Here is a 24,479-nt window from a genome sequence, read left to right as displayed (position 1 = left end):
GACGGAAGCCTGGCGCGGGGTCAGCCCACCCACTTGCGCGCATTGCGCCAGATCTGCATCCACGGGCTGAGCCCGCTCTTGTCTTCCGAGGTCCAGCTCATCTGGATGTTGCGGAACACGCGCTCCGGATGCGGCATGACCGCGGTGAAGCGGCCGTCCGCCGTCGTGACCGAGGTCAGGCCGCCCGCGCTGCCGTTCGGGTTGAACGGGTACTGCTCGGTGGGCTGGCCGTGGTTGTCGACGTAGCGCATGGCCGCGATGGCCTTCGTGGCGTCGCCGCGGTGCTTGAAGTTGGCATAGCCCTCGCCGTGCGCCACCGCGATCGGCAGGCGGCTGCCGGCCAGGCCACCGAAGAAGATGCTGGGCGATTCCAGCACCTCGACCATCGCCAGGCGGGCCTCGAAACGCTCGCTCTGGTTGGTGGTGAAGCGCGGCCAGGCTTCGGCGCCGGGGATGATGTCGGCCAGTTCGGCAAACATCTGGCAACCGTTGCAAACGCCCAGGCCGAAGGTGTCGGCGCGGCCGAAGAAGGCCTGGAACTGGTCGGACAGGCGCGGGTTGAAGGTGATGCTGCGTGCCCAGCCGATGCCCGCGCCCAGCGTGTCGCCGTAGCTGAAGCCGCCGCAGGCGACCACGCCCTTGAAGTCGGCGAGGTCGGCGCGGCCGGTCTGCAGGTCGGTCATGTGGACGTCGAAGGATTCGAAGCCGGCCTCGTTGAAGGCATAGGCCATCTCCACATGCGAGTTGACGCCCTGCTCGCGCAGGATCGCGACCTTCGGGCGCGACTGCAGGATGGCCGGCGCGGCCGGCTGTGCGTTCGGCAGGAACACGTGCAGGCCCGGGTTCGAGGGCTCGCCGGCTGCGGCATGCTCGGCGTCGGCGCAGGCCGGGTTGTCGCGCTCGCGCGCGATCTTCCAGCTGACCGAGTCCCAGACCTGGTGCAGGTCGTGCAGGGTGGCGCTGAACACCGATTTGGCATCGCGCCAGACTTCGATCTTGCCCTTGCCCACGTCCAGCGCCGAGGCCTCGGGACGGGTCTTGCCGACGAAGTGGCTGTGGGTGCTCAGGCCGTGGGCGCGCAGCAGCTGCATCACCGCGTTGCGCTCTTCGGTGCGCACCTGCAGCACCATGCCCAGCTCCTCGCTGAACAGCGCCTTGAGCGTGAGCTCCTCGCGCCACGCGCTGACCTGCTGGGCCCAGTTCTTGGCATCGCCGGTTTCCATGCGGCTGTCGGAGATGCCGTCGCCTTCGGTGACCAGCATGTCGACGTTGAGCGCCACGCCGACCTGGCCCGCGAAGGCCATCTCGCAGGCGGCGGCGAACAAGCCGCCGTCGCTGCGGTCGTGCAGCGCGAGGATCCTGCCCTCGGCGCGCAGTGCGTTCACCGCCTTGACCAGGTTCACCAGGTCTTCGGGATGGTCGAGGTCGGGCACGGTGTCGCCGCTCTGGCCCAGGGTCTGCGCCAGGATGCTGCCGGCCATGCGATGCTGGCCGCGGCCCAGGTCGATCAGCACCAGCGTGGTGTCGGCCTCGTCGCGGTTCAATTGCGGCGTGAGCGTGCCCCGCACGTCGGCCAGCGTGGCGAAGGCGGTCACGATCAGGCTCACCGGCGAGCTGACCTTCTTCTTCTCGGCGCCGTCCGACCACTGGGTGCGCATCGACAGCGAATCCTTGCCCACCGGGATCGAGATGCCCAGCGCCGGGCACAGCTCGAGGCCGACCGCCTTCACGGTCTCGTAGAGCGCGGCGTCCTCGCCGGCTTCGCCGCAGGCAGCCATCCAGTTGGCCGAGAGCTTGACGCGCGAGAGTTCGATCGGCGCGGCCAGCAGGTTGGTGATGGCCTCGGCCACCGCCATGCGGCCCGAGGCCGGCGCGTCGAGCGCGGCCAGCGGCGTGCGCTCGCCCATGCTCATGGCCTCGCCCGCGAAGCCGCTGTAGTCGGCCAGCGTGACCGCGCAATCGGCCACCGGCACCTGCCAGGGGCCGACCATCTGGTCGCGGTGGCTCAGGCCGCCCACGGTGCGGTCGCCGATGGTGATCAGGAAGCGCTTGGAGGCCACGGTCGGGTGCGAGAGCACGTCGATGGCCGCCTTCTGCAGCGACACGCCGGTCAGGTCGAGCGGCTTGAACTTGCGCGCGACGGTCTTCACGTCGCGCAGCATCTTGGGCGGCTTGCCCAGCAGCACGTCCATCGGCATGTCGACCGGTTGCGCATCCGCGCCTTCATCGGCCACCAGCAGTTGGCGCTCTTCGGTCGCCACGCCCACCACCGAGAAGGGGCAGCGCTCGCGCTCGCAGAAGGCCTTGAACTGTTCGAGCGACTCGGGCGCGATGGCCAGCACGTAGCGCTCCTGGCTCTCGTTGCACCAGATTTCCTTGGGCGCCATGCCCGACTCCTCGAGCGGCACCGCGCGCAAGTCGAAGCGCGCGCCACGGCCGGCGTCGTTGGTGAGCTCGGGGAAGGCATTGCTCAGGCCGCCCGCGCCCACGTCGTGGATCGCCAGGATCGGGTTGGCCGCGCCCTGCTGCCAGCAGTGGTTGATGACCTCCTGCGCACGGCGTTCGATCTCGGGGTTGCCGCGCTGCACCGAGTCGAAGTCGAGCTCGGCCGCGTTGGCGCCGGTGGCCATCGAGCTGGCGGCGCTGCCGCCCATGCCGATGCGCATGCCGGGGCCGCCCAGCTGGATCAGCAGCGAGCCTGCGGGGAACAGGATCTTCTTCGTCTGCGTGGCGTCGATGCTGCCCAGGCCGCCCGCGATCATGATGGGCTTGTGGTAGCCGCGCTGCACGGTGTCGGCATCGCTCTCGATGGCCTGCTCGTACTCGCGGAAGTAGCCCAGCAGGTTGGGCCGGCCGAATTCGTTGTTGAAGGCGGCGCCGCCCAGCGGGCCCTCGGTCATGATCTGCAGCGGGCTCGCGATGTGCGCGGGCTTGCCGTAGTGGCCCGCTTCGGGCCAGAGCTTGGAGACGGTGAAACCGGTCAGGCCGGCCTTGGGCTTGGAGCCGCGGCCGGTCGCGCCCTCGTCGCGGATCTCGCCGCCGGCGCCGGTCGAGGCACCGGGGAAGGGCGAGATGGCGGTCGGGTGGTTGTGGGTCTCGACCTTCATCAGCACGTGGCTCAACGCGCTTTCCTTGTCGTAGCGCGCGCCGTTCGCGTCGGCACGGGCCACGAAGCGCTCGATCTGCTGGCCTTCCATGATCGACGCGTTGTCGGCATAGGCCACCACGGTGTGCTGCGGGTTCTGCTTCTCGGTGTGGCGGATCATGCCGAACAGGCTGATCGGCTGCGGCTGGCCGTCGATCACGAAGTCGGCGTTGAAGATCTTGTGGCGGCAGTGCTCGCTGTTGGCCTGCGCGAACATCATCAGTTCGACGTCGCTGGGGTTGCGGCCCAGCTTGGTGAAGGCCGCGACCAGGTAGTCGATCTCGTCCTCGGCCAGCGCCAGGCCGAAGGTGGTGTTGGCCGAGACCAATGCCGAGCGGCCGCCGCCCAGCACGTCGACCTGCACCATCGGCTGTGCATCGAGCTCTGCAAACAGCGCCGCGGCGCCGTCGAGCGCGGGCAGCACCGATTCGGTCATGCGGTCGTGCAGCAGGCCAGCCACGGCCAGCAGCTTCTCGCCTTCGAGCACCGGCGCCTTGCCGATCAGCGGCGACTTCAGGCCCAGGTGGTACTGCACCACGCGCTCGACGCGGCGCAGCGCCAGGCCGCAGTTGTGGGCGATGTCGGTGGCCTTGGAGGCCCAGGGCGACACGGTGCCCAGGCGGGGCGTGACCACCAGCTCGGTGGCGTTCTTCAGCGCCGCGAAGGGTTCGCCGTAGCTCAACAGGGCCGCGAAGCGCTCGCGCGCGGCGGTGTCGGGGGCGGCGTCGGTCACGACCAGGTGGACGAAGCGGGCCGCGATGGCCTCGATCTTCGGCTCGATGGCCTGCAGCCGGGGCAGCAGCTGGCGCGCGCGGAAGTCACTGAGCGCGCTGCCGCCCTCGAACACGGTCACGGCGGGTGGGGCGGTGTGGGATGGCTGCGTCACGGTCGGAAGGGCTGGCGGGGGCCGGCTGGGCTGGTTGTGATGGAAGAAAAAGAAGAAAACGCGCTGGAGGGCCGCTGACTGGGGCCCTCCGTGGAAACCCGGGATTTTAGGGCACCGGCGAGAGGGCATCCGCCCAAGCGCCCGCCTGCCACGATGGCGGATGGGATAATTGGTTGATGAGCATTACCTATCACGACGCGGCAGGCATTGCGGCCATGCGCGCAGTCGGCCGCCTGACCTCGGAGGTGCTGGACTACCTCACCCCGTTCATCAAGCCCGGCATCACCACGAACGACATCGACCGGCTCGCCTCGGAGTACATGGTCAAGCAGGGCACCACCTCGGCCACGGTGGGCTACCTGGGCGCCAGTTCGGTGCCCTTCCCCAAGTCGCTGTGCACCTCGGTCAACCATGTGGTGTGCCACGGCATCCCGAACGACAAGCCTTTGAAGAAGGGCGACATCATGAACATCGATGTCACTGTCATCAAGGACGGCTGGTTCGGCGACAACAGCCGGATGTTCGTGGTCGGCGAGGCTTCGATCGCGGCCAAGCGGCTGTGTTCGGTGACCTACGAGGCGATGTGGCACGGCATCCTGCAGGTGCGCCCCGGCGCGCACCTGGGCGACGTGGGCCACGCGATCCAGAAATACGCCGAAGCCCAGGGCTACTCGGTGGTGCGCGAGTTCTGCGGCCACGGCGTGGGCCAGAAGTTCCACGAGGAGCCGCAGGTGCTGCACTACGGGCGCCCGGGCACCATGGAAGAGCTCAAGCCCGGCATGATCTTCACCATCGAGCCGATGATCAACGCCGGCAAGCGCGACATCAAGGAAGACGCCAAGGGCGGCCAGTACGACGGCTGGACCATCGTCACGCGCGACCATTCGCTGTCGGCCCAGTGGGAGCACAGCGTGCTGGTCACCGAAACCGGCTACGAGGTGCTGACGCTGTCGGCGGGCAGCCCGCCGCTGCCGTCCTTCGTCACCGCGACGGCCACCTGATCCACGGGGAGACGCGCACGTGATCGAAGTCGCCAACACGGTCGACGTGGCGTCCTTGCGCGAGGCCCATCGCGCGCAGAAGCTCGCGCTGTTCGACACGCTGCGCCACGGCCACGCGCCCACGCGCAGCGTCCACGCCACGCTGCGCCAGTTCTCGGCCCTTGCCGACGAGGCCCTGACCACGCTCTGGAACGACGCCGGCTTCGGCAACGCGCTGGCGCTGGTCGCGGTCGGCGGCTTCGGCCGCGGCGAGCTGTTCCCCTACTCCGACGTCGACGTGCTGCTGCTGCTGCCGGAAGTGCACGCCTCGAACATCGAGCCCGCGCGGCTCGAGGCCTTCATCGGCCGCTGCTGGGACGCGGGACTGGAGATCGGCTCCAGCGTGCGCACGCTGGAGGAATGCCTGGACGAGGCGGCCAAGGACGTCACGGTCCAGACCTCGCTGCTCGAATCGCGCCTGATCATAGGCGACAAGAAGCTCTACGCGGCCTTCCGCAAGCGCTTCTGCGCCGCCATCGACCCGCAGGCCTTCTTCGCCGCCAAGTCGCAGGAGATGCGGCACCGCCACCAGAAGTTCGACGACACGCCCTACGCCCTCGAACCCAACTGCAAGGAATCGCCGGGCGGCCTGCGCGACCTGCAGACCATCCTCTGGATGACCAAGGCCGCGGGCTTCGGCAAGCGCTGGGAAGACCTGGCGAAGAACGGCCTGGCCACCGCCTTCGAGGTGCAGCAGATCAAGCGCAACGAGGCGCTGCTGAGCCTGATCCGCGCGCGCCTGCACGTCACGGCCAACCGGCGCGAGGACCGGCTGGTGTTCGACCTGCAGACGGCCGTGGCCGCCACCTTCGGCTACGAGGGCCTGTCGCAACGCAAGGCCAGCGAGGCGCTGATGCGGCGCTACTACTGGGCCGCCAAGGCGGTCACGCAGCTGAGCCAGATCCTGCTGCTCAACATCGGCGAGCGGCTCAAGCCCCAGGCCGAGGAGCCGACCCCGATCAACGAGCGCTTCTTCGAGAAGGCCGGGATGATCGAGGTGGCGAGCGACGACCTGTACCTCAGGCATCCGCACGCGGTGCTCGAGACCTTCCTGCTCTACCAGAAGACCATCGGCGTGAAGGGCCTGTCGGCCCGCACGCTGCGTGCGCTCTACAACGCGCGCTCGGTGATGGACGCCAAGTTCCGCAACGACCCGGCGAACCAGGCCACCTTCATGCGGATCCTGCAGCAGCCGCGCGGCATCACGCACGCCTTCCGGCTGATGAACCAGACCTCGGTGCTGGGCCGCTACCTGCGCCCCTTCCGCGACATCGTGGGCCAGATGCAGCACGATCTGTTCCACGTCTACACGGTCGACCAGCACATCCTGATGGTGCTGCGCAACGTGCGGCGCTTCTTCATCGCCGAGCACGCGCACGAGTACCCCTTCTGCTCGCAGCTCGCGGCCGGCTGGGACAAGCCCTGGATGCTCTACGTGGCGGCGCTGTTCCACGACATCGCCAAGGGCCGCGGCGGCGACCACTCGACGCTGGGCGCGCGCGACGTGCAGCGCTTCTGCCGGCTGCATGCGGTGAGCCGAGAAGACAGCAAGCTGATCGAGTTCCTGGTCACCGAGCACCTGACCATGAGCACGGTGGCGCAGAAGCAGGACCTGAGCGACCCCGAGGTGATCGCTGCCTTCGCCAAGCGCGTGGGCAGCGAGCGCTACCTGACCGCGCTGTACCTGCTGACCATCGCCGACATCCGCGGCACCTCGCCGCGCGTCTGGAACGCCTGGAAGGGCAAGCTGCTCGAGGACCTCTACCGCGCCACCTCGCGCGCGCTGGGCGGCCACCTGCCCGACCCCGACGCCGAGATCGAGGCCCGCAAGCGCGAGGCGCTGGTGCAGCTGGCGCTGCACGCCATGCCCTTCGAGGTGCACAAGGGCTTGTGGGAGACGCTGGACGTGGGCTACTTCATGCGCCACGACGCCTCGGAGATCGCCTGGCACACCAAACAGCTGTCGCGCCACGTGCCGCACAAGGGCGTGCCGGTCGACCCGAAGGCGCCGCCGATCGTGCGCGCCCGGCTGTCGCCGGTGGGCGAAGGCCTGCAGGTGGTGGTCTACACGCCCGACCAGCGCGACCTGTTCGCGCGCATCTGCGGCTACTTCGATCAATCGTCATTCAGCATTCTCGACGCCAAGATCCACACCGCCACCAACGGCTACGCGCTCGACACCTTCCAGATCGTCACCGCGTATGCGCCCGAGCACTACCGCGACCTGATCAGCATGGTCGAGACCGGCCTGACCAAGACGCTGGCCGAGGCCGGCCCGCTGCCGGCGCCGAGCATGGGCCGGGTGTCGCGCCGCGTGCGCAGCTTCCCGATCCAGCCGCGCATCAGCCTGATCCCCGACGACAAGGCCCAGCGCTGGCTGCTGAGCATCTCGGCCAGCGACCGCGCGGGCTTGCTCTACTCGGTGGCGCGGGTGCTGGCGCGGCACCAGTTGAACCTGCAGCTGGCCAAGGTCACGACCCTGGGCGAACGGGTGGAAGACACCTTCCTGCTCAGCGGGCCCGAGCTGCAGGGGCAGCGTGCGCAACTCGCGATCGAGACCGAGCTGGTCGAGGCCCTGTCGGCTTAGGCCCGGTTGCCCGCGCCCAGCCGCCGCTCCAGCCAGGCGCTGTAGCGCGACAGGCCGAAGCACATCACCCAATACACCAGCGCCAGGAACAGGTAGCCCTCGAGGTAGAAGGGCCGCCAGGTCGGGTCGCCGCCCAGCGCCAGGCCCAACGCGCCGGTGAGTTCGAACAGGCCGACCACGGTGACCAGCGAGGTGTCCTTGAGCGTGCCCACCACGTTGTTGGTGAGGGCCGGCACCACCAGCCGCAACGCCTGCGGCAGCACGATGTCGCGCTGCACCGGCCAGCGGCCGAAGCCCAGCGCCACCGCGGCATCGGTCTGGCCGCGCGGCACGGCCTGCAGGCCGCCGCGGATGATCTCGGCCAGGTAGGCCGCGACGAACAGCGACAGGCCCGCGAGCACGCGCACCAGCACATCGGGCTGCCAGCCCGCGGGCCACAGCAGCGGCAGCAGGAAGGAAGCCATGAACAGCACCGAGATCAGCGGCACGCCGCGCACCAGCTCGATGTAGGTGGCGCACAGCGCGCGCGCCGCCGGCCATTGCGAGCGGCGCCCGAGCGCGAGCAGCAGCGCCAGCGGGAAGGCCATCGCCAGCCCGACCACCGCCAGCCCGATGGTCAGCGGCAGGCCGCCCCAACGGTTGGTCGGCACGTAGGCCAGGCCGGCCACGCCGCCGCGCATCAGCAGAACGAACAGCGCCAGCGCCACCACCCACAGCGGCAGCAGCCACCAGCGCCAGCTGCGCGGCCAGGCGCTCAGCAGCGTGACCGCCGACAGCACGACGACGGCCACGGCCGGCCGCCACTGCGCCTCGTAGGGGTAGCGGCCGAACAGCATCGGCCGCCACTTCTCGGCCACCACGCCCCAGCAGGCGCCATGGCGCACCGCGCGGCAGGCCTCGGCGTCGGCCCGGAACACCGCATGCAGCACGGCCCAGTCGAAGGCGTGCATGGCGGCCCAGCCGATGGCGAGCAGCAGCAGCACCGAGGCCAGCGCGCGCCAGGGCGAGCCGAACAGCTCGGCGGTCCAGCGCCTCGAGGCGCTGGCCAATGGCGGCGGCGCCGTGCTCATTGCCAGCCCCGCAAGGCGACGCGCGCGTTGTAGAAGTTCATCGCGGCCGAGATGGTCAGCGACAGCAGCAGGTAGACCAGCATCACGACCGCGATGCACTCGAAGGCGCGGCCGGTGGCGTTGAGCGAGGTGTTGGCGACCGACACCAGCTCCGGGTAGCCGACCGCCACCGCCAGCGAGGAGTTCTTGGTCAGGCTCAGCAGCTGGTTGGTCAGCGAAGGAACGATCACGCGCAGCGCCTGCGGCAGCACCACGATGCGCAGCTGCTGGCCGGACGACAGGCCCAGCGCCTGCGCCGCGAGCTTCTGGCCCGACGACACCGAGGCGATCCCCGCGCGCACGATCTCGGCCACGAAGGCCGCGGTGTAGAGCGCCAGCGCGCCCACCACCGCCAGGTACTCGGGGCTCAGCGCGGCGCCGCCCGTGACGTTGAAGCCGCCCTGCTCGGGCCAGTCGAGCCCGCTGGGCCAGAACGCGCCCGGCTCGCGCAGCGGCCAGGGCAGCGCGAGCCCGCCCTTGCTGAGCCAGACGCCCGGCAGCAATTCGATCGCTTCCATCGAGTCCGGCAGCAGTTGGGTCAGCGCGAAGTACAGCATCAGCATCTGCACCAGCAGCGGCACGTTGCGCACGGTGTCGACGTAGACCCCGCACAGCCCGCGCAGCAGCGCGTGCGGCGCCAGCCGGCCGATGCCCAGCAGCGTGCCGAAGGCCACGGCGATCAGCGCGGCCGGCACCGCGGCGCGCACGGTGTTGATCAGGCCCGCGAGGAAGGCGCGCCAGAAGGGCTGGCCCGAGTCGAAATCCAGCCAGCCTTCGGAGATCTCGAAGCCCGCCGACTGCAGCAGGAAGTCGAAGCCCGAGCGCACGCCGCGCGCGCGCAGGGTCTCGAGCGCATGGTGCACGAGCCAGAAGGCGCCGCCCGCCACCGCGGCAATCAGCAGGACCTGCAAGGCGCGCCCGCGCCAGACGGCGCGGCGCGATGCCGGCACAAAGTCGCTCATCTGGTCACTGCCCGATCCATGGGCTCAGGCGGCCCCACGCGATCACCGGACCGGCAGCGCGTAAAGGAGCCCGCCCTTGTTCCAAAGGTTGTTCGCGCCGCGCGGCAGCCCGAGCACCGACTTGGGTCCGACGTTGCGCTCGAAGACCTCGCCGTAGTTGCCCACGGCCTTGATGGCGCGGTAGGACCAGTCCTTGTCCAGGCCCAGCAGCTTGCCCAGGTCGTCGCCACTGCCCACCAGCCGCTGTTGGGCCGGGTCCTTGCTGCTGCTCTTGAGCGTGTCGATGTTGGCCTGCGTGATGCCGACCTCCTCGGCCTCGATCAGCGCGTTGGGCACCCATTTCACGATCGCGAACCACTCGTCGTCGCCGCGGCGCACCAGCGGCGCCAGCGGCTCCTTGGAGATCAGCTCGGGCAGGATGATGTAGTCGTCAGGGTTCGGCGCTTCCTTGTTGCGCAGGCCGGCCAGCGCCGAGGTGTCGGTGGTGAAGGCCTGGCAGCGGCCCGCAAAGAAGGCCTTGAACGAGGCTTCGAAGCTCTCGAACACGACCGTCTTGACCGGGATGCCCTGGGCCTTCGACCAGTCGGCCACGTTCTTCTCGTTGGTGGTGCCCGACTGGGTGCAGATGGTCGCGCCCTTCAGTTGCTTGGCGCTCGTGACCTTGATCTTCTTGGGCACCAGGAAGCCCTGGCCGTCGTAATAGTTGATGGTGGTGAAGTGGAAGCCCAGCGAGGCGTCGCGCGTGAGGTTCCAGGTGGTGTTGCGCGCCAGGATGTCGACTTCGCCGGCCTGCAGCGCGGAGAAGCGCTGCTGCGAGTTCAGCGGCACGAACTCGACCTTCTTCGCATCGCCGAGCACGGCCGCCGCGACGGCGCGGCAGGTGTCGACGTCCAGGCCCGACCAGTTGCCCTGGGTATCGGGGGCCGAGAAGCCGGCCACGCCGTTGGTGACGCCGCACTTGACGCTGCCCCGCTGCTTGACGGTGTCGAGTACCTTGCCGGCGAAGGCGGGCGCGGCGCTGGCCAGGGCCAGGGTGGCGGCCAGGGTGGCCAGGACGGGGCGGAACGTTCGGTTCATGGGCATGGATTCCTCAAAAGACGGCCCGCGCAGTTTACGGGGCCGCCCGCCTGTCTGCAGGCATCGGGCCGGCGAAGGCACACGGATGGGCGCGATCGGTCGAACATGGACCACAATGCGGCCCTCTTGGCTTGAAAGGATTTTCGACATGACCCGTTCCGACGACACCGGAAAACTCATCCTGCGCCTGGCGCTGGGCATCCTGATCCTGCTGCATGGCATCGCCAAGCTCAGCTCGGGCGTCAGCGGCGTGGGCGGCATGCTCGCGTCGCACGGCCTGCCGTCCGCGCTGGCCTACCTGGTCTATGTCGGAGAGATCGTGGCGCCGGCGCTGGTGATCATCGGCTTCTACACCCGGCCGGCGGCCTGGATCATTGCCATCAACATGGTGGTCGCGATCTATCTGGTGCACATGAACGACCTGCTGGCGATCGGCAAGAACGGCGGCTGGGCGCTCGAGCTGCAGGGCATGTTCCTGTTCGGCGCGATCGCGGTGGCCTTCCTGGGCGCCGGCCGCCTGAGCGTGGGTGGCGTCAGCGGCAAATACAACTGAGCGGGACCCGCAGGCCTCGTTCAGTCGTCGTCCGACGCGTCGAGGCCCGGGAACAGCACCTCGGTGAAACCGAAGCGCGTGAAGTCGCGCACCCGCATCGGGTAGAGCTTGCCCAGCAGGTGGTCGACTTCGTGCTGCACCACGCGCGCGTGGAAGCCGCTCACGCTGCGGTCGATCGGGTCGCCATAGAGGTCGAAGCCGGTGTAGCGGATGTTCGCGAAGCGCGGCACCACGCCGCGCAGTCCCGGCACCGACAGGCAGCCTTCCCAGCCCTCTTCCTCTTCATCGCCCAGCGGCGTGATCACCGGGTTGAGCAGCACGGTGCGAGGCACGATGGGCGCATCGGGATAGCGGGGATTGGGCTCGCCCGAACCGAAGATCACGATCTGCTGGTCGACGCCGATCTGCGGCGCGGCCAGGCCGGCCCCGTTGACCGCATGCATGGTCTCGAACATGTCGCGCACCAGCAGGTGCAGTTCGTCGGTATCGAAGGCCTGCACCGGCTGCGCAATGCGCAGCAGGCGCGGATCGCCCATTTTCAGGATGTCTCGAACGGTCACGATCGCTGGCTGCGCCTTTTCTAGAACTTCAATTGACGTACTGGCCGTTGGGCTGGACCGGCGACGGCGAACCCGGAACGACCGGAGGGTAGCCCGAGGATGGCGCCGGACGGTTCGGACGCGTCACCGGCGGCCGCGGATCGGGACGGTTCGGCCGGTCCACGTTCTGTGGTGGCCGGTTCGGCGGGCGGTTGTAGCCTGGGCGACCGTCGCGGTCACGATAGTCGCCTCGGTAGTCACCACGGTAGTCGGGCCGACGATAGTAGCCGCCATTCACATAAACCGGCGGCTGCTGGATGATGACCGGTGCCGCGCCGGGGTAGTAGCCGCCCTCATAGGCGTTGTAGCCGCCGCCGTAGCCATAGCCACCGCTGCTGTAGCCGCCGCCGTCGTAATAGGTTCCCGCGGGATAGGCCGCGCATCCGGCCAGCACCACCACGGCCCCAAGACCCAGGCCCATGGCCAACCGACGCAAGTTCATCTTCATAGCGATCTCCTTCTTTCAACGCCATTCGGCGCCAGAAATACATTCCGCTGACGTCCCTCAGGCAAACACAGGTAACACCGCGTAAGGCCGCCACGCAAAAACCGTCGAAGCCGTGCAAGCTTCACGAAAGAGGAGCCTCCTGCGCCAGCAGTTCCAGCATCCCCCCTTCATCGATCACCGCCACCCCCAACAAGTTCGCCTTGTCGAGCTTGCTGCCGGCTTCGGCGCCGGCCACTAGGTAGTCGGTCTTCTTGCTGACCGAACCGGCGACCTTGGCACCGGCCGCCTCCAGTTTGTCCTTCGCCTCGTCCCGCGACAGCGTAGGCAATGTACCGGTGATCACGAAGGTCTTGCCCGCGAGCGGCTTGAGCGCGCGCGGCGCGGGCTCGCCCTCTTCCCAGTGCACCCCGCTGGCACGCAGCTGCTCGACCACTTCGCGGTTGTGCGGCTGGTCGAAGAAGGTGCGCAGGCTGGTTGCGACCACCGGCCCCACGTCGGCCACCTCGAGCAGCCGTTCCTCGCTCGCGTCCATGATCGCGTCGAGCTTGCCGAAGTGGCGCGCCAGTTCCTTGGCCGTGCTCTCGCCGATGTGGCGGATGCCCAGGCCGAACAGGAAGCGCGGCAGCGTGGTCTTCTTCGAGGCCTCGAGCGCCGCGATCAGGTTGCTGGCCGACTTGTCGGCCATGCGCTCGAGCCCGGCGAGCGTGACGAAGCCCAGCTTGTAGAGATCGGGCAGGGTGCGGATCAGCTGCGCGTCGACCAGTTGCTCGACCAGCTTGTCGCCCAGGCCCTCGATGTCGAGCGCGCGGCGCGCGGCGAAATGCAGGATCGCCTCCTTGCGTTGGGCGGCGCAGAACAGGCCGCCGGTGCAGCGGTAGTCGACCTCCTCTTCTTCGCGCACCGCATCGGAACCGCAGACCGGGCAATGGCGGGGCATGGTGAACAGCGCGCCGCGCTGCTCCGCCGGCTTGGCGGCGCTCTCGGGCGTGACGCCTACCACCTCGGGGATCACGTCGCCGGCGCGCCGCACGATCACGGTGTCGCCCACGCGCACGTCCTTGCGGCGCGCCTCGTCCTCGTTGTGCAGCGTCGCGTTGGTCACGGTCACGCCGCCGACGAACACCGGCGCCAGCTTGGCCACCGGCGTGAGCTTGCCGGTGCGGCCCACCTGCACCTCGATCGCCAGCACCTCGGTCAGCTGCTCCTGCGCCGGGTACTTGTGGGCCACGGCCCAGCGCGGCTCGCGCGAGACGAAGCCCAGCTGCCGCTGCAGCGCGATGCTGTCGACCTTGTAGACCACGCCGTCGATGTCGTAGGGCAAGGCGTCGCGCGTGCGGCCGGTGAGTTCATGGAAGGTCACCAGCGCCTCGGCGCCGCTCGCGCGCGCGGTCTGCATCGCGACCGGGAAGCCCCAGGCACGGAACTGCTCCAGCCAGTCGAACTGCGTCGGGCAGTCGGGCCCGCCCTGCTCGGGCGTCGACACCTCGCCCAGGCCGTAGGCGAAGAAGCTCAGCGGCCGCTCGCGCGCGATCGCCGGATCGAGCTGGCGCACCGCGCCCGCCGCCGCGTTGCGCGGGTTGACGAAGACCTTCTCGTTCTTCTGCCCGGCCGCGATGCGCTCGCGCTGGCGTTCGTTGAGCGTCTCGAAGTCGTCGCGCCGCATGTAGACCTCGCCGCGCACCTCGACCACCGGCGGCGGCGCATCGCCGTGCAGGCGCAGCGGGATCTGCGCGATGGTGCGGATGTTCTGCGTGACCTCCTCGCCGATCTCGCCGTCGCCGCGCGTGGCGGCCTGCACCAACACGCCGTGCTCGTAGCGCAGGTTCATCGCCAGGCCGTCGAACTTGAGTTCGCAGACATAGGCCACCAGCGGCGCGTCCTCGGCCAGGCCGAGTTCCTTGCGCACCCGCGCATCGAAGGCGCTCGCGCCGCCGGCCGTGATGTCGGTCTCGGTGCGGATCGACAGCATCGGCACCCGATGGCGCACCTTGACGAAACCGTCGAGCACCTGGCCGCCCACGCGCTGGGTGGGCGAATCGGCGGTGCGCAGTTCGGGATGCTCGGCCTCGAGGGCCTGCAGGCGCTGGAACAGCTTGTCGTACTCGGCGTCCGGCAGCGTCGGCGCATCGAGCACGTAGTAGAGATGGGCGTGGTGGCGAAGCGTTTCGCTCAACGCGGCGGCTTCGCGCGCGGCATTTTCGTCAGGGGCAGTCATGGCAACAGGAGGGCGCGGTCAATCGGGAACGGGCACACCGCGCGCCGGCGTGGGCCGACCGCGGCAGTCACGGGAGGCGAAGCGACAGGACATGTGCGCGACGCCGGGAAAATCGTCTAGCTGAACAGCCGCCGCGCCAGCGCGGAGCCCGCGCCCAGCTCGCGCGAGTCGAGCATGTCGTAGAGCTCCTCGAGGTCGGCGCCGATCACGTCCATGGTCTCGTCGCGCAGCAGCTGGCCGTCGCCGTCGGTCACGACGCCGTCCATCTCGCGCGCCAGCGTGGCGGCCGACTCGCGCATGCGCACGAAGGGGCGCTCGGCACGGTCGACCTGCGGCACGTCGAGGCTCAGCGTGAGTTCGCGGATCGCCGACTGCGCCGGGTCGTCGGCCAGCGCGGCCTGGGTGTCGAAGGACAGGCCGATGATCGGCGGCAGCCCGGCCTCGCCGGCCGGCAGCACCATGCGGCCCGGGATCAGCCCGGCCACGAAGCCCAGCCGCGCGGCGTTCTGCTGCACGTAGCCGGGGCTCCAGGCCGCATGGCGCGCGCGCAGCACGAAGCCCAGCTGCGCATCGTGCGCGCTGGCGAACTGGTCGAGCTCGCGGGCGCGTGCGACCTCGTCGAGCATCTCGGGAAATTCGGGCGCGCCGTTGAGCGTGTCGGCGAAGGCCTGGGCCTTGACCACGAACTCCGAGTACTCGATCTCGTTGAGCGCGCCGGTGCGGTTGGCCAGCTGCACGCCGACCTGGAAGGCGCCGTAGCGCTGGCCCGCCACCGGCGGCTCCCATTCGCCGTTGTGCTCGTTGAGCCCTTCGATCGCGACCGGCTTGCTGCCCGCGCGGCGCGTGGCCGGCATGGCAGCGATGGCCGCGTCGCCCGAGACCAGGCCGTCGAGCGAGACCGGCGCAATCACGTCGATCAGCGGGTCGAGCCCGCCGCGGCGGTCGGCCGTGGGGATCGGCAGCGCCGTGGGCGCGGGCAGGTCGGGGTCGAACAAGGGCTCGTGGCGCTCGTTGCCCGGGACGGGGTGCGGGTCGACGTGCAGCGTGGGTCCGTCGTCGACGCGCTCGCCGGAAGACGCGGGGTCGAGCCCGGTGGGCGGCGGCGCGTCGGGCTGGCGCGGTGCATTGCGGCGCGAGGACCAGGTGTTGAAGGCCACCAGGCCGGCGAGAACGAGTCCGCCCAGGATGGCGAGGGCGACGGTGAGGCTGCTCATGTGGTGCGGGACCCGATCAGGCTTCGATCATGGATGCGGCGGACTCCATGTCCACCGCCACGATGCGCGACACGCCCTGCTCCTGCATGGTCACGCCGATCAGCTGTTCGGCCATCTCCATCGCGATCTTGTTGTGGCTGATGAAAAGGAACTGCGTGCTCTTGCTCATGGCGGACACCAGTTTGGCATAGCGCTCGGTGTTGGCGTCGTCCAGCGGCGCATCCACTTCGTCCAAAAGGCAGAAAGGCGCCGGGTTCAGCTGGAAGATCGCGAACACCAGCGCGATGGCGGTGAGCGCCTTCTCGCCGCCCGACAGCAGGTGGATGGTCTGGTTCTTCTTGCCGGGCGGCTGCGCCAGCACCTGCACGCCGGCGTCGAGGATCTCGTCGCCGGTCATCACCAGGCGCGCATTGCCGCCGCCGAACAGCTCGGGGAACATGCGGCTGAAGTGCTCGTTGACGATCTTGAAGGTGCCGCCCAGCAGCTCGCGGGTCTCGCCGTCGATCTTGCGGATCGCGTCTTCCAGCGTGCCGATGGCCTCGTTCAGGTCGGCCGACTGGGCGTCGAGGAAGGTCTTGCGTTCGCTGGCCATGGCCAGTTCGTCGAGTGCCGCCAGGTTGACCGCGCCCAGCGCCGCCACCTCGCGGTGCAGCCGGTCGATCTCGCCCTGCAGGCCGGTCAGGCGCACCTTGTCGGTCTCGATCGACAGCGCGATCGCCTCCAGGTCGGCCTGGGCGTCGGCCAGCAAGGTGGCGTACTGCTCGAAGCCCAGGCGCGCGGCCTGTTCCTTGAGCTGGAATTCGGTGATGCGCTGGCGCAGCGGATCGAGCTCGCGCTCGAGCTGCAGCCGGCGCTCGTCGCTGGCGCGCAGCTTGAGCGTGAGGTCGTCGTACTGGCTGCGCGAGGCGCCCAGCGCGGTCTCGCGCTCGAGCTTGAGCGACAGCGCATCCTGCAGGCCGGCCTGCGCGGCCGCGTCCGACAGCCGGCCGAGTTCGGCCTGGGCGCGTTCCTGCTCGTCGGCCAGCGCCACGGTCTGCTGCGCGGCGGTCTCGATCGCGCGGCTCAGTTCGCCGCGGCGGGCGTCGACGCTGCGCTGCGTGAAGGTGGCTTCCTGCGCCTGGCGTTCCAGGCTGCGGTGCTGGTCGCGGCTGGCGGCCAGCGCGCGGCCAGCCTCGATCACGCGCTCGTCGAGCTGGGCATGGCGTTCCTGGCTGTCGGCCAGCTGCATGTCCAGCTCCTCGAAGCGGCCTTCGGCGGCCACGCGGCGTTCCTGCAGATCTTCCAGCTGCGCATCGACCTCGCCCAGGTCGGCCGCGAGCTGTTCGCTGCGCGCGCGGGTCTGTTCGGCCAGCTGCGTGAGGCGCAGCGTTTCGACCTGCAGCTCGTGCGCGCGCGACTGGGTCTCGCCGGCTTCGCGGCGTGCCGTGACCAGGCGCTGCGCGGCATCGGCATACGCCGCCTCGGCGCGCACCAGCGCGGTCCGCGCCTCTTCGCTGAGCAGCGTCTGGGCGCGCAGCTGGCGGTCGAGGTTCTCGATCTCCTGCTGGCGGCCCAGCAGGCCGGCCTGCTCGGAATCCTGCGCGTAGAAGCTCGCGCTGTGCGCCGTGACCGCATGGCCGCTCTGCACGAAGATCACTTCGCCCGGCTGGAGCTGGCCGCGCTGGGCCAGGGCCTCCTCGAAGCTGGCCGCGGTGTAGCAGCCGTGCAGCCAGTCGACCAGCAGCGCCTGCAGGCCGGCGTCGTTGACGCGCAGCAGGTCCGACAGGCGCGGCAGCGTCCCGCCACCGGGCGGCAGGCCGGCCGCGGGCGGGCTGTAGAAGGACAGCTTGGCGGGCGGCGCGTCGCCACCGAAGGCACGCACCATGTCCAGCCGCGAGACTTCCAGCGCGCCCAGGCGCTCGCGCAGCGCGGACTCGAGCGCGTTCTCCCAGCCCTGCTCGATGTGGATCCGGCTCCACAGGCCCTGCAGCCCGTCGAGGCCGTGCTTGGCCAGCCAGGGCGCGAGCTTGCCGTCGGTCTTGACCTTCTCCTGCAGCGCCTTGAGCGCCTCGAGCCGGGCCGACAGGTCGGCATGGCGCGTGACCTCGGTGTTGACGGCCTGCTGGCGCGTGCGGCGGTCGTCGTCGAGCTGCGGCACGGCTTCCTGCAGGTCCTGCAGGCGCGCATCGGCCTCGGCCGCGGCCTCCTGGGCGGCCGCGAACTGGAACTGCAGCTCCTGCAGCTTCTCCTCGTCGGGCGCGGCCAGCGCCTGCTTGTCGGTGCGCAGGCGTTCGCTGCGCAGCGTGAGCTGGCGGCTCTGTTCCTCGATGTTGCGCTGGTCGGCGGCCAGCACCTGGATCTGCTGCTGCACCTGCACCACCGCCGCGCGCTGCGCATTGGCCTCGTTCTGGGCGCGCTGCTGCGCGTCTTCCAGCTCGGGCATGCGCGCGTCGTGTTCCTCGAGCTGCGCGGCCAGCAGTTCGGCCTGCTCCTCGGCATCGACGCCCTGCCCGGCCAGGGTCTCGATCTCGACCTCGGCCTGCTCGCGCCGGCCGCTCCACTGGCCGATCTGCTCGCGCAGCTGGATCAGCCGCTGCTCGACGCGCTGGCGGCCCTCGACCACGAAGCGGATCTCGCCCTCGAGCCGGCCGACTTCAGCGCTGGCTTCGTAGAGCTTGCCCTGCGCCTGGTTGACGTGGTCGCCGGCCGCGTAGTGCGCCTGGCGCACGGTCTCGAGCTCGGACTCGATGCGCCGCAGGTCGGCGGTGCGCGACTCCAGGTCGTTGAGCGCGCGGTCGGCATCGGCCTTGATCTTGGCCTGGTCGGCCTCGCTCTCGGTGCGCTTGAGGAACCACAGCTGGTGCTGCTTGCGCGTGGCGTCGGCCGTGAGCGCGTTGTAGCGCGCCGCCACCTCGGCCTGCTTCTCGAGCCGCTCGAGGTTGGTGTTGAGCTCGCGCAGGATGTCCTCGACGCGCGTCAGGTTCTCGCGCGTATCGCCCAGCCGGTTCTCGGTCTCGCGGCGGCGTTCCTTGTACTTGGACACGCCGGCAGCCTCTTCCAGGAACAGGCGCAGTTCCTCGGGCTTGGACTCGATGATCCGGCTGATCGTGCCCTGGCCAATGATGGCGTAGGCGCGCGGGCCCAGGCCGGTGCCGAGGAACACGTCCTGCACGTCGCGCCGGCGCACCGGCTGGTTGTTGATGTAGTAGCTGCTGGTGCCATCGCGCGTGAGCACGCGCCGCACCGCGATCTCGGCGAACTGGGCCCACTGGCCGCCCGCGCGGTGGTCGGCGTTGTCGAACACCAGCTCCACGCTCGAACGGCTGGCCTGCTTGCGGGTGGTCGTGCCGTTGAAGATCACGTCCTGCATCGACTCGCCGCGCAGCTCCGAGGCGCGTGACTCGCCCAGCACCCAGCGCACCGCATCCATGATGTTCGATTTGCCGCAACCGTTCGGGCCGACCACGCCGACCAATTGGCCCGGCAGCAGGAAGTTGGTGGGCTCGGCGAAGGACTTGAAGCCGGAAAGCTTGATGGAATTGAGACGCACGAGGGGTCGTTCCAACCTGGCCCGAAAGCCAAGGTGTTGATTTGTAAGGAAAATTGCACAGCCGGCCGGCTGCCGCCCGAGGCCGCGATGATAACGTGCACACCATGCGCGATTCCCTCTTTCCCCGAGCCCGCGAACACCGCACTTTCACGCCTCGCCGCACGCGGATCCTCATCGCGGCCGCGCTGGCGTTCGGGCTGGCCGGCTGCGCCGCCACCCGCGACACCGAACGGGCCCAGAACTACGACAGCCGGGAGTGGTGGCAATCGGGCGCCAACCGGATCGCGAACCTGGCGTTGCGCGACAACCTGCAGTCGATCCGACGGGTGCAGCTCTCGCTCTACCGCCGCAATCCGCGCGAATGGCGCAAGTGGGCCACCAGCCCCGAGGACGCGACCGAGCGCACCTGGAACGCGGTCATGCAGGGCACGCCGCTGGCGGCGCTGCGCGGCACCCACGGCATCGACGCGGTGCGGCTGGCCTTCGACGCCGGCCCGCCGCCCTATGCCGGCGACCGCGTCGCCGCCCTGGTCTACGGCTGGGCCACCATGCTCAAGCAGGCCAACGGCGACACCTGGGAGCAGACGATGATCGACGGCGTGAATGCCGAGAACAGCTACCGCGCCGCGCGCAACATGGAAATCTCGCTGTGGCTGATCGGCTCCAGGACCGGCCCCGACGGCCAGCCGCTGCTGCTGGCCACCGAGGTCAGCGAGCGCGGCCGCAACCTGCTGGTGGACCGCGAGCTGTCGAAGATCGTGGCGCGGCTGGACCTGCTGGCGGCGCAGGCCGACGAGAAGTACCGCCGCGCGGCCCTCGATTTCGCCCAGGGCTGGCTCATGGGCAGCCTCGGCCCCTTCCTGTCGATGGCCAAGCAATAGGAAACATATTTCCTTTTTTCAGGAAAAAGGTATTATGTTGCCGTGGACAAAAAGACGCTCATCGAACAACTGGCGACCCGGCGCGAGGCGCTCGGGCTCACGCTCGACCAGGTCGCGCAGCGCTCGGGCCTGACCGAGCGCTCGGTGCGCAACGCGCTGGGCCCGCAGGCCAATCCCCAGCTCTCGTCGCTGCTGGCGCTGGCCGATGCGCTCGAGCTGGAACTCCACCTCACGCCGCGCGGCTTCGGCGCCCCCGCCGGCGCGGCCGACGATCCGGCCTACCGGCCGGTGGCCACGCGCGTGGGCGCCGCGGTGGCCCCGCAGGGCAAGCCCCCCGCCTCCGCCTCATGAACGTCAAGATCCTCGAGATCGCGCTCGGCGGCCGGCCCTTCGGCCAGCTGTTCCAGTACGCCGACCTGTGCCGCTTCGTGGCCGACCCGGCGCTGGTCGCGGCGCCGCCGGCCGAGGTGCTGTCGCTGTCGATGGTGGCGGCCGATGCCTCGGCGCAGTCGGCGCTCTGGAGCGACGTCAAGAACCCGCTGTTCAACGCCCAGGGCGGCAAGCTGCCGCCCTACTTCCAGAACCTGCTGCCCGAAGGCGTGCTGCGCACCCACATCGCGCAGTTGCGCGGCTGCCGCGAGGACGACCATTTCGAGCTGCTCGCGGCCTGCGGCGGCGACCTGCCGGGCGCGGTCAGCGCGCGCCCGACCACGGTCGACCGCGCGACGCTGCAGCGCCTGATCACCCAGGACCAGGATGCGCTGGAGATGTCGGTGGTCGAGCTGCCGCTGCCGCAGGGCATCTCGGTCTCGGGCGTGCAGCCCAAGCTGGGGCTGCGGCGCCAGGGCGGGCGCTACGTGGCGCGCACCCGCGCGGGCAAGAGCACCCGCGTGATCGCCAAGCTGCCGGTGGCGGGCCGGCCGCACATGCCTCAGCTGGAGATGCTCTCGCTCGAGATGGCGCGCGCCGCCGGGGTCGATGTCTGCCATGCCGAACTCGCGCCGCTGGCCGCGATCCACGCCGAGCACAGCTACGCGCTGCCCGACGAACCCGACTTCCTGGCCGTCACCCGCTTCGACCGCGACGGCGCGAAGCGCATCCATTTCGAGGACTTCGCCCAGGTGCTGGCGATCGACCCGGAGCACAAGTACGGCGCCAGCTACCTCGACATGGCGCGGGCGATGCAGGCCTTCCCCTCGCTGGGCGAGGCGGCGGTGCTCGAGCTGCTGCGCCGGCTGGTGGTGAACGACCTGCTGGGCAACCCCGATGCGCACCTGAAGAACTTCGGTGTGCTCTACCCCGACGGTCGCACGCCGCGCTTCGCGCCGGCCTACGACATCGTGGCCTATGCCGCGATGCAGGGCGTCGACGGCCACGGGCTGCCGCTGATGCCGGCCGCGGCGGGCGCGCGCACCCCGGCGGCGCGCAGCGCGCTGTTCACGCCGGCCCGCGTGCGGGCCTTCTGCTTCGCGGCCGGCCTGCACGAACCGCGGGTGCGCCGCGCCATCACCGACACGGTGCGCGCCGCGCGCGCCGCCTGGCCGGCGATGATCGAGGCCGCCACGCTGCCCGCGCCCTGGAAGGCTCGGCTCGCGGCCCGGCTGCGCGATCACGCGCTGCTCCAGGGGCTGGCGCGACGTGGCACCTAAAATGCTTCACCGGTTCCGGACCTTCCTCTCCCCTTCTTCCCAACCCCTGACCAGGCACACCCTCATGAGCTCCCTCAATTTCATCGGCGGCGAAAAAGGCGGGGTCGGCAAGTCGGTCACCGCACGGGTGCTGGCGCAGTACTTCATCGACCACAGCCGGCCCTTCACCGGCTTCGACACCGACCGCTCGCACAGCTCCTTCACCCGCTTCTACGAGGGCTTCGCTTCGCCGGTGGTGGTCGACAGCTTCGAGGGGCTGGACAAGGTGGTGAACGGCTTCGAGGGCAACCCGACGCAGAGCGTGATCGTCGACCTCGCGGCACAGACGCTGGCGCCGCTGGCGCGCTGGATCAAGGAGTCGGACCTGTTCGACCTGTTCGCCGAGATGGGCGTGGCGGTCAACTTCTGGCACGTGCTGGACGACGGCCGCGACTCCACCGACCTGCTGGGCACGCTGATCGACACCTTCGGCGACCGCCCCAACTACATCGTGGTGCAGAACTACGGCCGCGGCAGCGACTTCGGCATGCTGCTGGCTTCGCAGTCGCTGGCCAAGGCCAGCGCGAACGGCGCGCGCGTGATCGCGCTGCCGCGCCTGCACGAGGCCAGCATGCGCAAGATCGACGCGCAGAACAGCAGCTTCTGGAAGGCCGTCAACGACCGCGAAGGCCCGCATGCACTGGGCCTGCTGGAACGCCAGCGCGTGAAGACCTGGCTGGCCACGGCCTACGGCGCCTTCGACACGCTGCCGCTGTAGTTCGCGGCCGGCAGCAGCCAGTCGCGGAAGGCCTTCATCGCCTCGCTCTCGGGCCTGGACTTGAGCCGCGTGAGCCAGTAGCGGCCGTTCTGCGTCTCGGTGGCGAAGGGCCGCACCAGCCGCCCCTGGCGCAGCTCGCGGCCGAACATCGCGACCGGCAGCAACGCCACGCCCGCGCCCTGCGCCACGGCTTCGGCCATGGTCAGCGAGGAATCGAAGACCGCGCCGCGCACCACCGGGCAGTCGACACCCGCCGCCGCGAACCAGGCCGGCCATTCGTCGCTGCGGTAGGAGCGCAGCAAGGTCGTGCGGTGCAGGTCCGCCGGCCGCTGCAGGGCGGGCGCCAGCAGCGGCGCGCACACCGGCGACAGCGGTGAGGGCATCAGGGGCTCGGCCTCGGTGCCGTGCCAGGCGCCATCGCCGAAGCGCACCGCATAGTCCAGCCCCTCGCCCGCGATGTCGACCCGGTTGTTGTGAGTGAACAGGCGCAGGTCGACGAAGGGATGCAGCTGCTGGAAATCCTGCAGCCGCGGCATCAGCCAGCCGACCGCGAAAGTGCCGACCACGCCCACCGTCAGCGGCTCGCGCGCCTGCCCTTCGCCGAACTGGGCCAGCACGCTCTCGATGCGGCCGAAGGACTGCGCCAGCACCGGCAGCAGCGCCGCGCCCTCGTCGGTCAGCGCCAGGCCGCGCGGCAGGCGCCGGAACAGGGTCGCGCCGACGCGCTCCTCGAGCTTCTTCACATGCTGGCTCACCGCGGTCTGCGTGACGTGCAGCTCAAGCGCCGCGCGGGTGAAGCTGAGGTGGCGCGCCGACACCTCGAAGGCGCGCAGGGCATTGAGCGGAAGTTGCATGGCCCAGATTTTCTTATGGCTGGCCCTCTTTCTTAGCATTGGATTCGGCGCCTGCCCTTCGATATCGTCCGACGCTCGATCCACAACGCACAAGAGCATCATGCAGAGACGTCATTTTTCATTGGCCATGGGCAGCGCACTGGCCGCGCTCGCGATGGGCGCCGAGGCCGACACCCCGGCGGCCGACAGCCGCATCGCGCGGGCCCTCCGGCGCATCGAGGCCGAGAGCGGCGGCCGGCTGGGCGTGTGCATCCTCGACACCGCCGACGGCCGGCGCGTCGGCCACCGCGCCGACGAGTGCTTCCCGATGTGCAGCACCTTCAAGTGGTTGGCGGCGGCGCTGGTGCTGCAGCGCGTCGATGCGGGCCGGGAGACGCTCGAGCGCACGCTGCCCATCGAACGCGCGGCCATCCTGCCGCACTCGCCGCTGACCGAACCCCGCGTGGGCCAGCGCATGCCCCTGGCGGCGCTGTGCGAGGCCGCCATCGTCCAGAGCGACAACGCCGCGGCCAACCTGCTGCTGGACAGCTTTGGCGGGCCGGCCGCGCTGACCGCCTGGCTGCGTGCGCTGGGCGACACGCTCACGCGGCTGGACCGCACCGAGCCCACACTCAACGAGGCCCTGGCCGGCGATCCGCGCGACACGACCACGCCGGGTGCGATGCTCGGCCTGCTGCACACGCTGCTGCTCGGCGACGTCCTGAAGCCGCCCTCGCGCGAGCGCCTGCGCGACTGGCTGGTGGCCAACCAGACCGGCGGGCTGCGCCTGCGCGCGGGGCTGCCGGCCGGCTGGACCGTGGGGGACAAGACGGGGGCCGGCGCCTTCGGCACCAACAACGACGTGGCGATCGTCTGGCCGCCGGGGCGACCGCCCCTGCTGGTGACGGCCTACCTCACGCAGACCAAGCTGAGCTTCAGCCAGAGCAACGGGACGCTGGCGGCCGTGGGCGGCCTGCTGCCCACGCTGTGAACGC

General features: G+C 69.9%; 18 protein-coding genes. 8 read left to right on the top strand and 10 right to left on the bottom strand.

Going from position 1 to position 24,479, the window contains the following annotated elements; translation table 11 throughout:
- Positions 1–20: 20 nt before the first annotated feature.
- Positions 21–4,031, bottom strand: a complete 4,011-nt coding sequence (gene purL / locus A9977_RS33990; protein ID WP_183029326.1) for a phosphoribosylformylglycinamidine synthase — start codon at positions 4,029–4,031, stop codon at positions 21–23.
- 176 nt (positions 4,032–4,207) lie between these two features.
- Between purL and map the strand changes: the two genes are divergently transcribed.
- Together map and A9977_RS33980 are read left to right on the top strand one after the other, a co-directional pair.
- A complete protein-coding gene (map, locus tag A9977_RS33985) occupies positions 4,208–5,032 on the top strand; it encodes a type I methionyl aminopeptidase (protein WP_183029325.1) in 825 nt (274 codons plus the stop codon).
- Between the two features lie 19 nt (positions 5,033–5,051).
- Positions 5,052–7,658 carry a [protein-PII] uridylyltransferase gene (locus A9977_RS33980; protein WP_183029324.1) on the top strand — a complete coding sequence of 869 codons (2,607 nt, stop codon included), beginning with the start codon at positions 5,052–5,054 and terminating at the stop codon, positions 7,656–7,658.
- Here the strand turns inward: A9977_RS33980 and A9977_RS33975 are convergent.
- From A9977_RS33975 to A9977_RS33965, 3 genes are read right to left on the bottom strand one after another with little or no spacing between them, the layout of a single operon-like run.
- Entirely contained in the window at positions 7,655–8,728 is a 1,074-nt protein-coding gene (locus A9977_RS33975; protein ID WP_183029323.1) for an amino acid ABC transporter permease, read from the bottom strand. The two genes, A9977_RS33980 and A9977_RS33975, sit on opposite strands and share 4 nt — an antisense overlap.
- On the bottom strand, positions 8,725–9,729 hold the full coding sequence (locus A9977_RS33970) for an amino acid ABC transporter permease (RefSeq protein WP_183029322.1): 1,005 nt from the start codon (positions 9,727–9,729) through the stop codon (positions 8,725–8,727). The genes A9977_RS33975 and A9977_RS33970 overlap by 4 nt, the downstream gene beginning before the upstream one ends.
- A gap of 42 nt (positions 9,730–9,771) precedes the next feature.
- Positions 9,772–10,806 (bottom strand): amino acid ABC transporter substrate-binding protein, encoded by a 1,035-nt coding sequence (locus tag A9977_RS33965; RefSeq protein ID WP_183029321.1) that lies wholly within the window; start codon positions 10,804–10,806, stop codon positions 9,772–9,774.
- A gap of 148 nt (positions 10,807–10,954) precedes the next feature.
- Between A9977_RS33965 and A9977_RS33960 the strand changes: the two genes are divergently transcribed.
- Positions 10,955–11,359: a DoxX family protein gene (locus tag A9977_RS33960; RefSeq protein WP_183029320.1), complete on the top strand. Its 405-nt coding sequence runs from the start codon at positions 10,955–10,957 to the stop codon at positions 11,357–11,359.
- 20 nt (positions 11,360–11,379) lie between these two features.
- Here the strand turns inward: A9977_RS33960 and def are convergent, their stop codons facing one another.
- From def to smc, 5 genes are all read right to left on the bottom strand, one after another.
- A complete protein-coding gene (gene def, locus A9977_RS33955; protein WP_183029319.1) occupies positions 11,380–11,919 on the bottom strand; it encodes a peptide deformylase in 540 nt (179 codons plus the stop codon).
- A gap of 28 nt (positions 11,920–11,947) precedes the next feature.
- Entirely contained in the window at positions 11,948–12,406 is a 459-nt protein-coding gene (locus A9977_RS33950; protein WP_183029318.1) for a hypothetical protein, read from the bottom strand.
- Positions 12,407–12,527: 121 nt separating this feature from the next.
- The gene (ligA, locus tag A9977_RS33945; protein WP_183029317.1) at positions 12,528–14,621 is read right to left on the bottom strand and encodes an NAD-dependent DNA ligase LigA; all 2,094 of its coding nucleotides are present in this window, start codon (positions 14,619–14,621) and stop codon (positions 12,528–12,530) included.
- Positions 14,622–14,737: 116 nt separating this feature from the next.
- Complete coding sequence (locus tag A9977_RS33940; RefSeq protein ID WP_183029316.1) at positions 14,738–15,835, bottom strand: cell division protein ZipA C-terminal FtsZ-binding domain-containing protein; 1,098 nt, start codon at positions 15,833–15,835, stop codon at positions 14,738–14,740.
- Positions 15,836–15,851: 16 nt separating this feature from the next.
- Positions 15,852–19,364, bottom strand: coding sequence for a chromosome segregation protein SMC (smc, locus tag A9977_RS33935; RefSeq protein ID WP_183029315.1), 3,513 nt, complete (start codon positions 19,362–19,364; stop codon positions 15,852–15,854).
- Between the two features lie 104 nt (positions 19,365–19,468).
- On the opposite strand from smc, the gene A9977_RS33930 reads away from it, so the two are divergent.
- The 4 genes from A9977_RS33930 (at position 19,469) to A9977_RS33915 (ending at position 22,651) form a co-directional block, all read left to right on the top strand.
- On the top strand, positions 19,469–20,245 hold the full coding sequence (locus A9977_RS33930) for a hypothetical protein (RefSeq protein WP_259652267.1): 777 nt from the start codon (positions 19,469–19,471) through the stop codon (positions 20,243–20,245).
- Positions 20,246–20,287: 42 nt separating this feature from the next.
- Entirely contained in the window at positions 20,288–20,596 is a 309-nt protein-coding gene (locus tag A9977_RS33925) for a helix-turn-helix domain-containing protein (protein WP_183029314.1), read from the top strand.
- Positions 20,593–21,894, top strand: a complete 1,302-nt coding sequence (locus tag A9977_RS33920) for a type II toxin-antitoxin system HipA family toxin (protein ID WP_183029313.1) — start codon at positions 20,593–20,595, stop codon at positions 21,892–21,894. Before A9977_RS33925 ends, A9977_RS33920 begins: the two co-directional genes overlap by 4 nt.
- Positions 21,895–21,958: 64 nt before the next feature.
- The gene (locus A9977_RS33915; protein ID WP_183029312.1) at positions 21,959–22,651 is read left to right on the top strand and encodes a mobilization protein; all 693 of its coding nucleotides are present in this window, start codon (positions 21,959–21,961) and stop codon (positions 22,649–22,651) included.
- Here A9977_RS33915 and A9977_RS33910 read toward each other — a convergent pair.
- Complete coding sequence (locus A9977_RS33910) at positions 22,621–23,505, bottom strand: LysR family transcriptional regulator (protein WP_183029311.1); 885 nt, start codon at positions 23,503–23,505, stop codon at positions 22,621–22,623. The genes A9977_RS33915 and A9977_RS33910 overlap by 31 nt on opposite strands.
- Positions 23,506–23,602: 97 nt before the next feature.
- Between A9977_RS33910 and bla the strand changes: the two genes are divergently transcribed.
- A complete protein-coding gene (gene bla, locus A9977_RS33905; protein ID WP_405054727.1) occupies positions 23,603–24,475 on the top strand; it encodes a class A beta-lactamase in 873 nt (290 codons plus the stop codon).
- Positions 24,476–24,479 lie beyond the last annotated feature (4 nt).

Origin of the sequence: Variovorax sp. UMC13 (assembly GCF_014170375.1) — a bacterium.
Classification (GTDB): Bacteria; Pseudomonadota; Gammaproteobacteria; order Burkholderiales; family Burkholderiaceae_C; genus Variovorax.
Note: the sequence above shows the minus strand (reverse complement) of the source record. Positions and strands in the feature narration are given on the sequence as shown.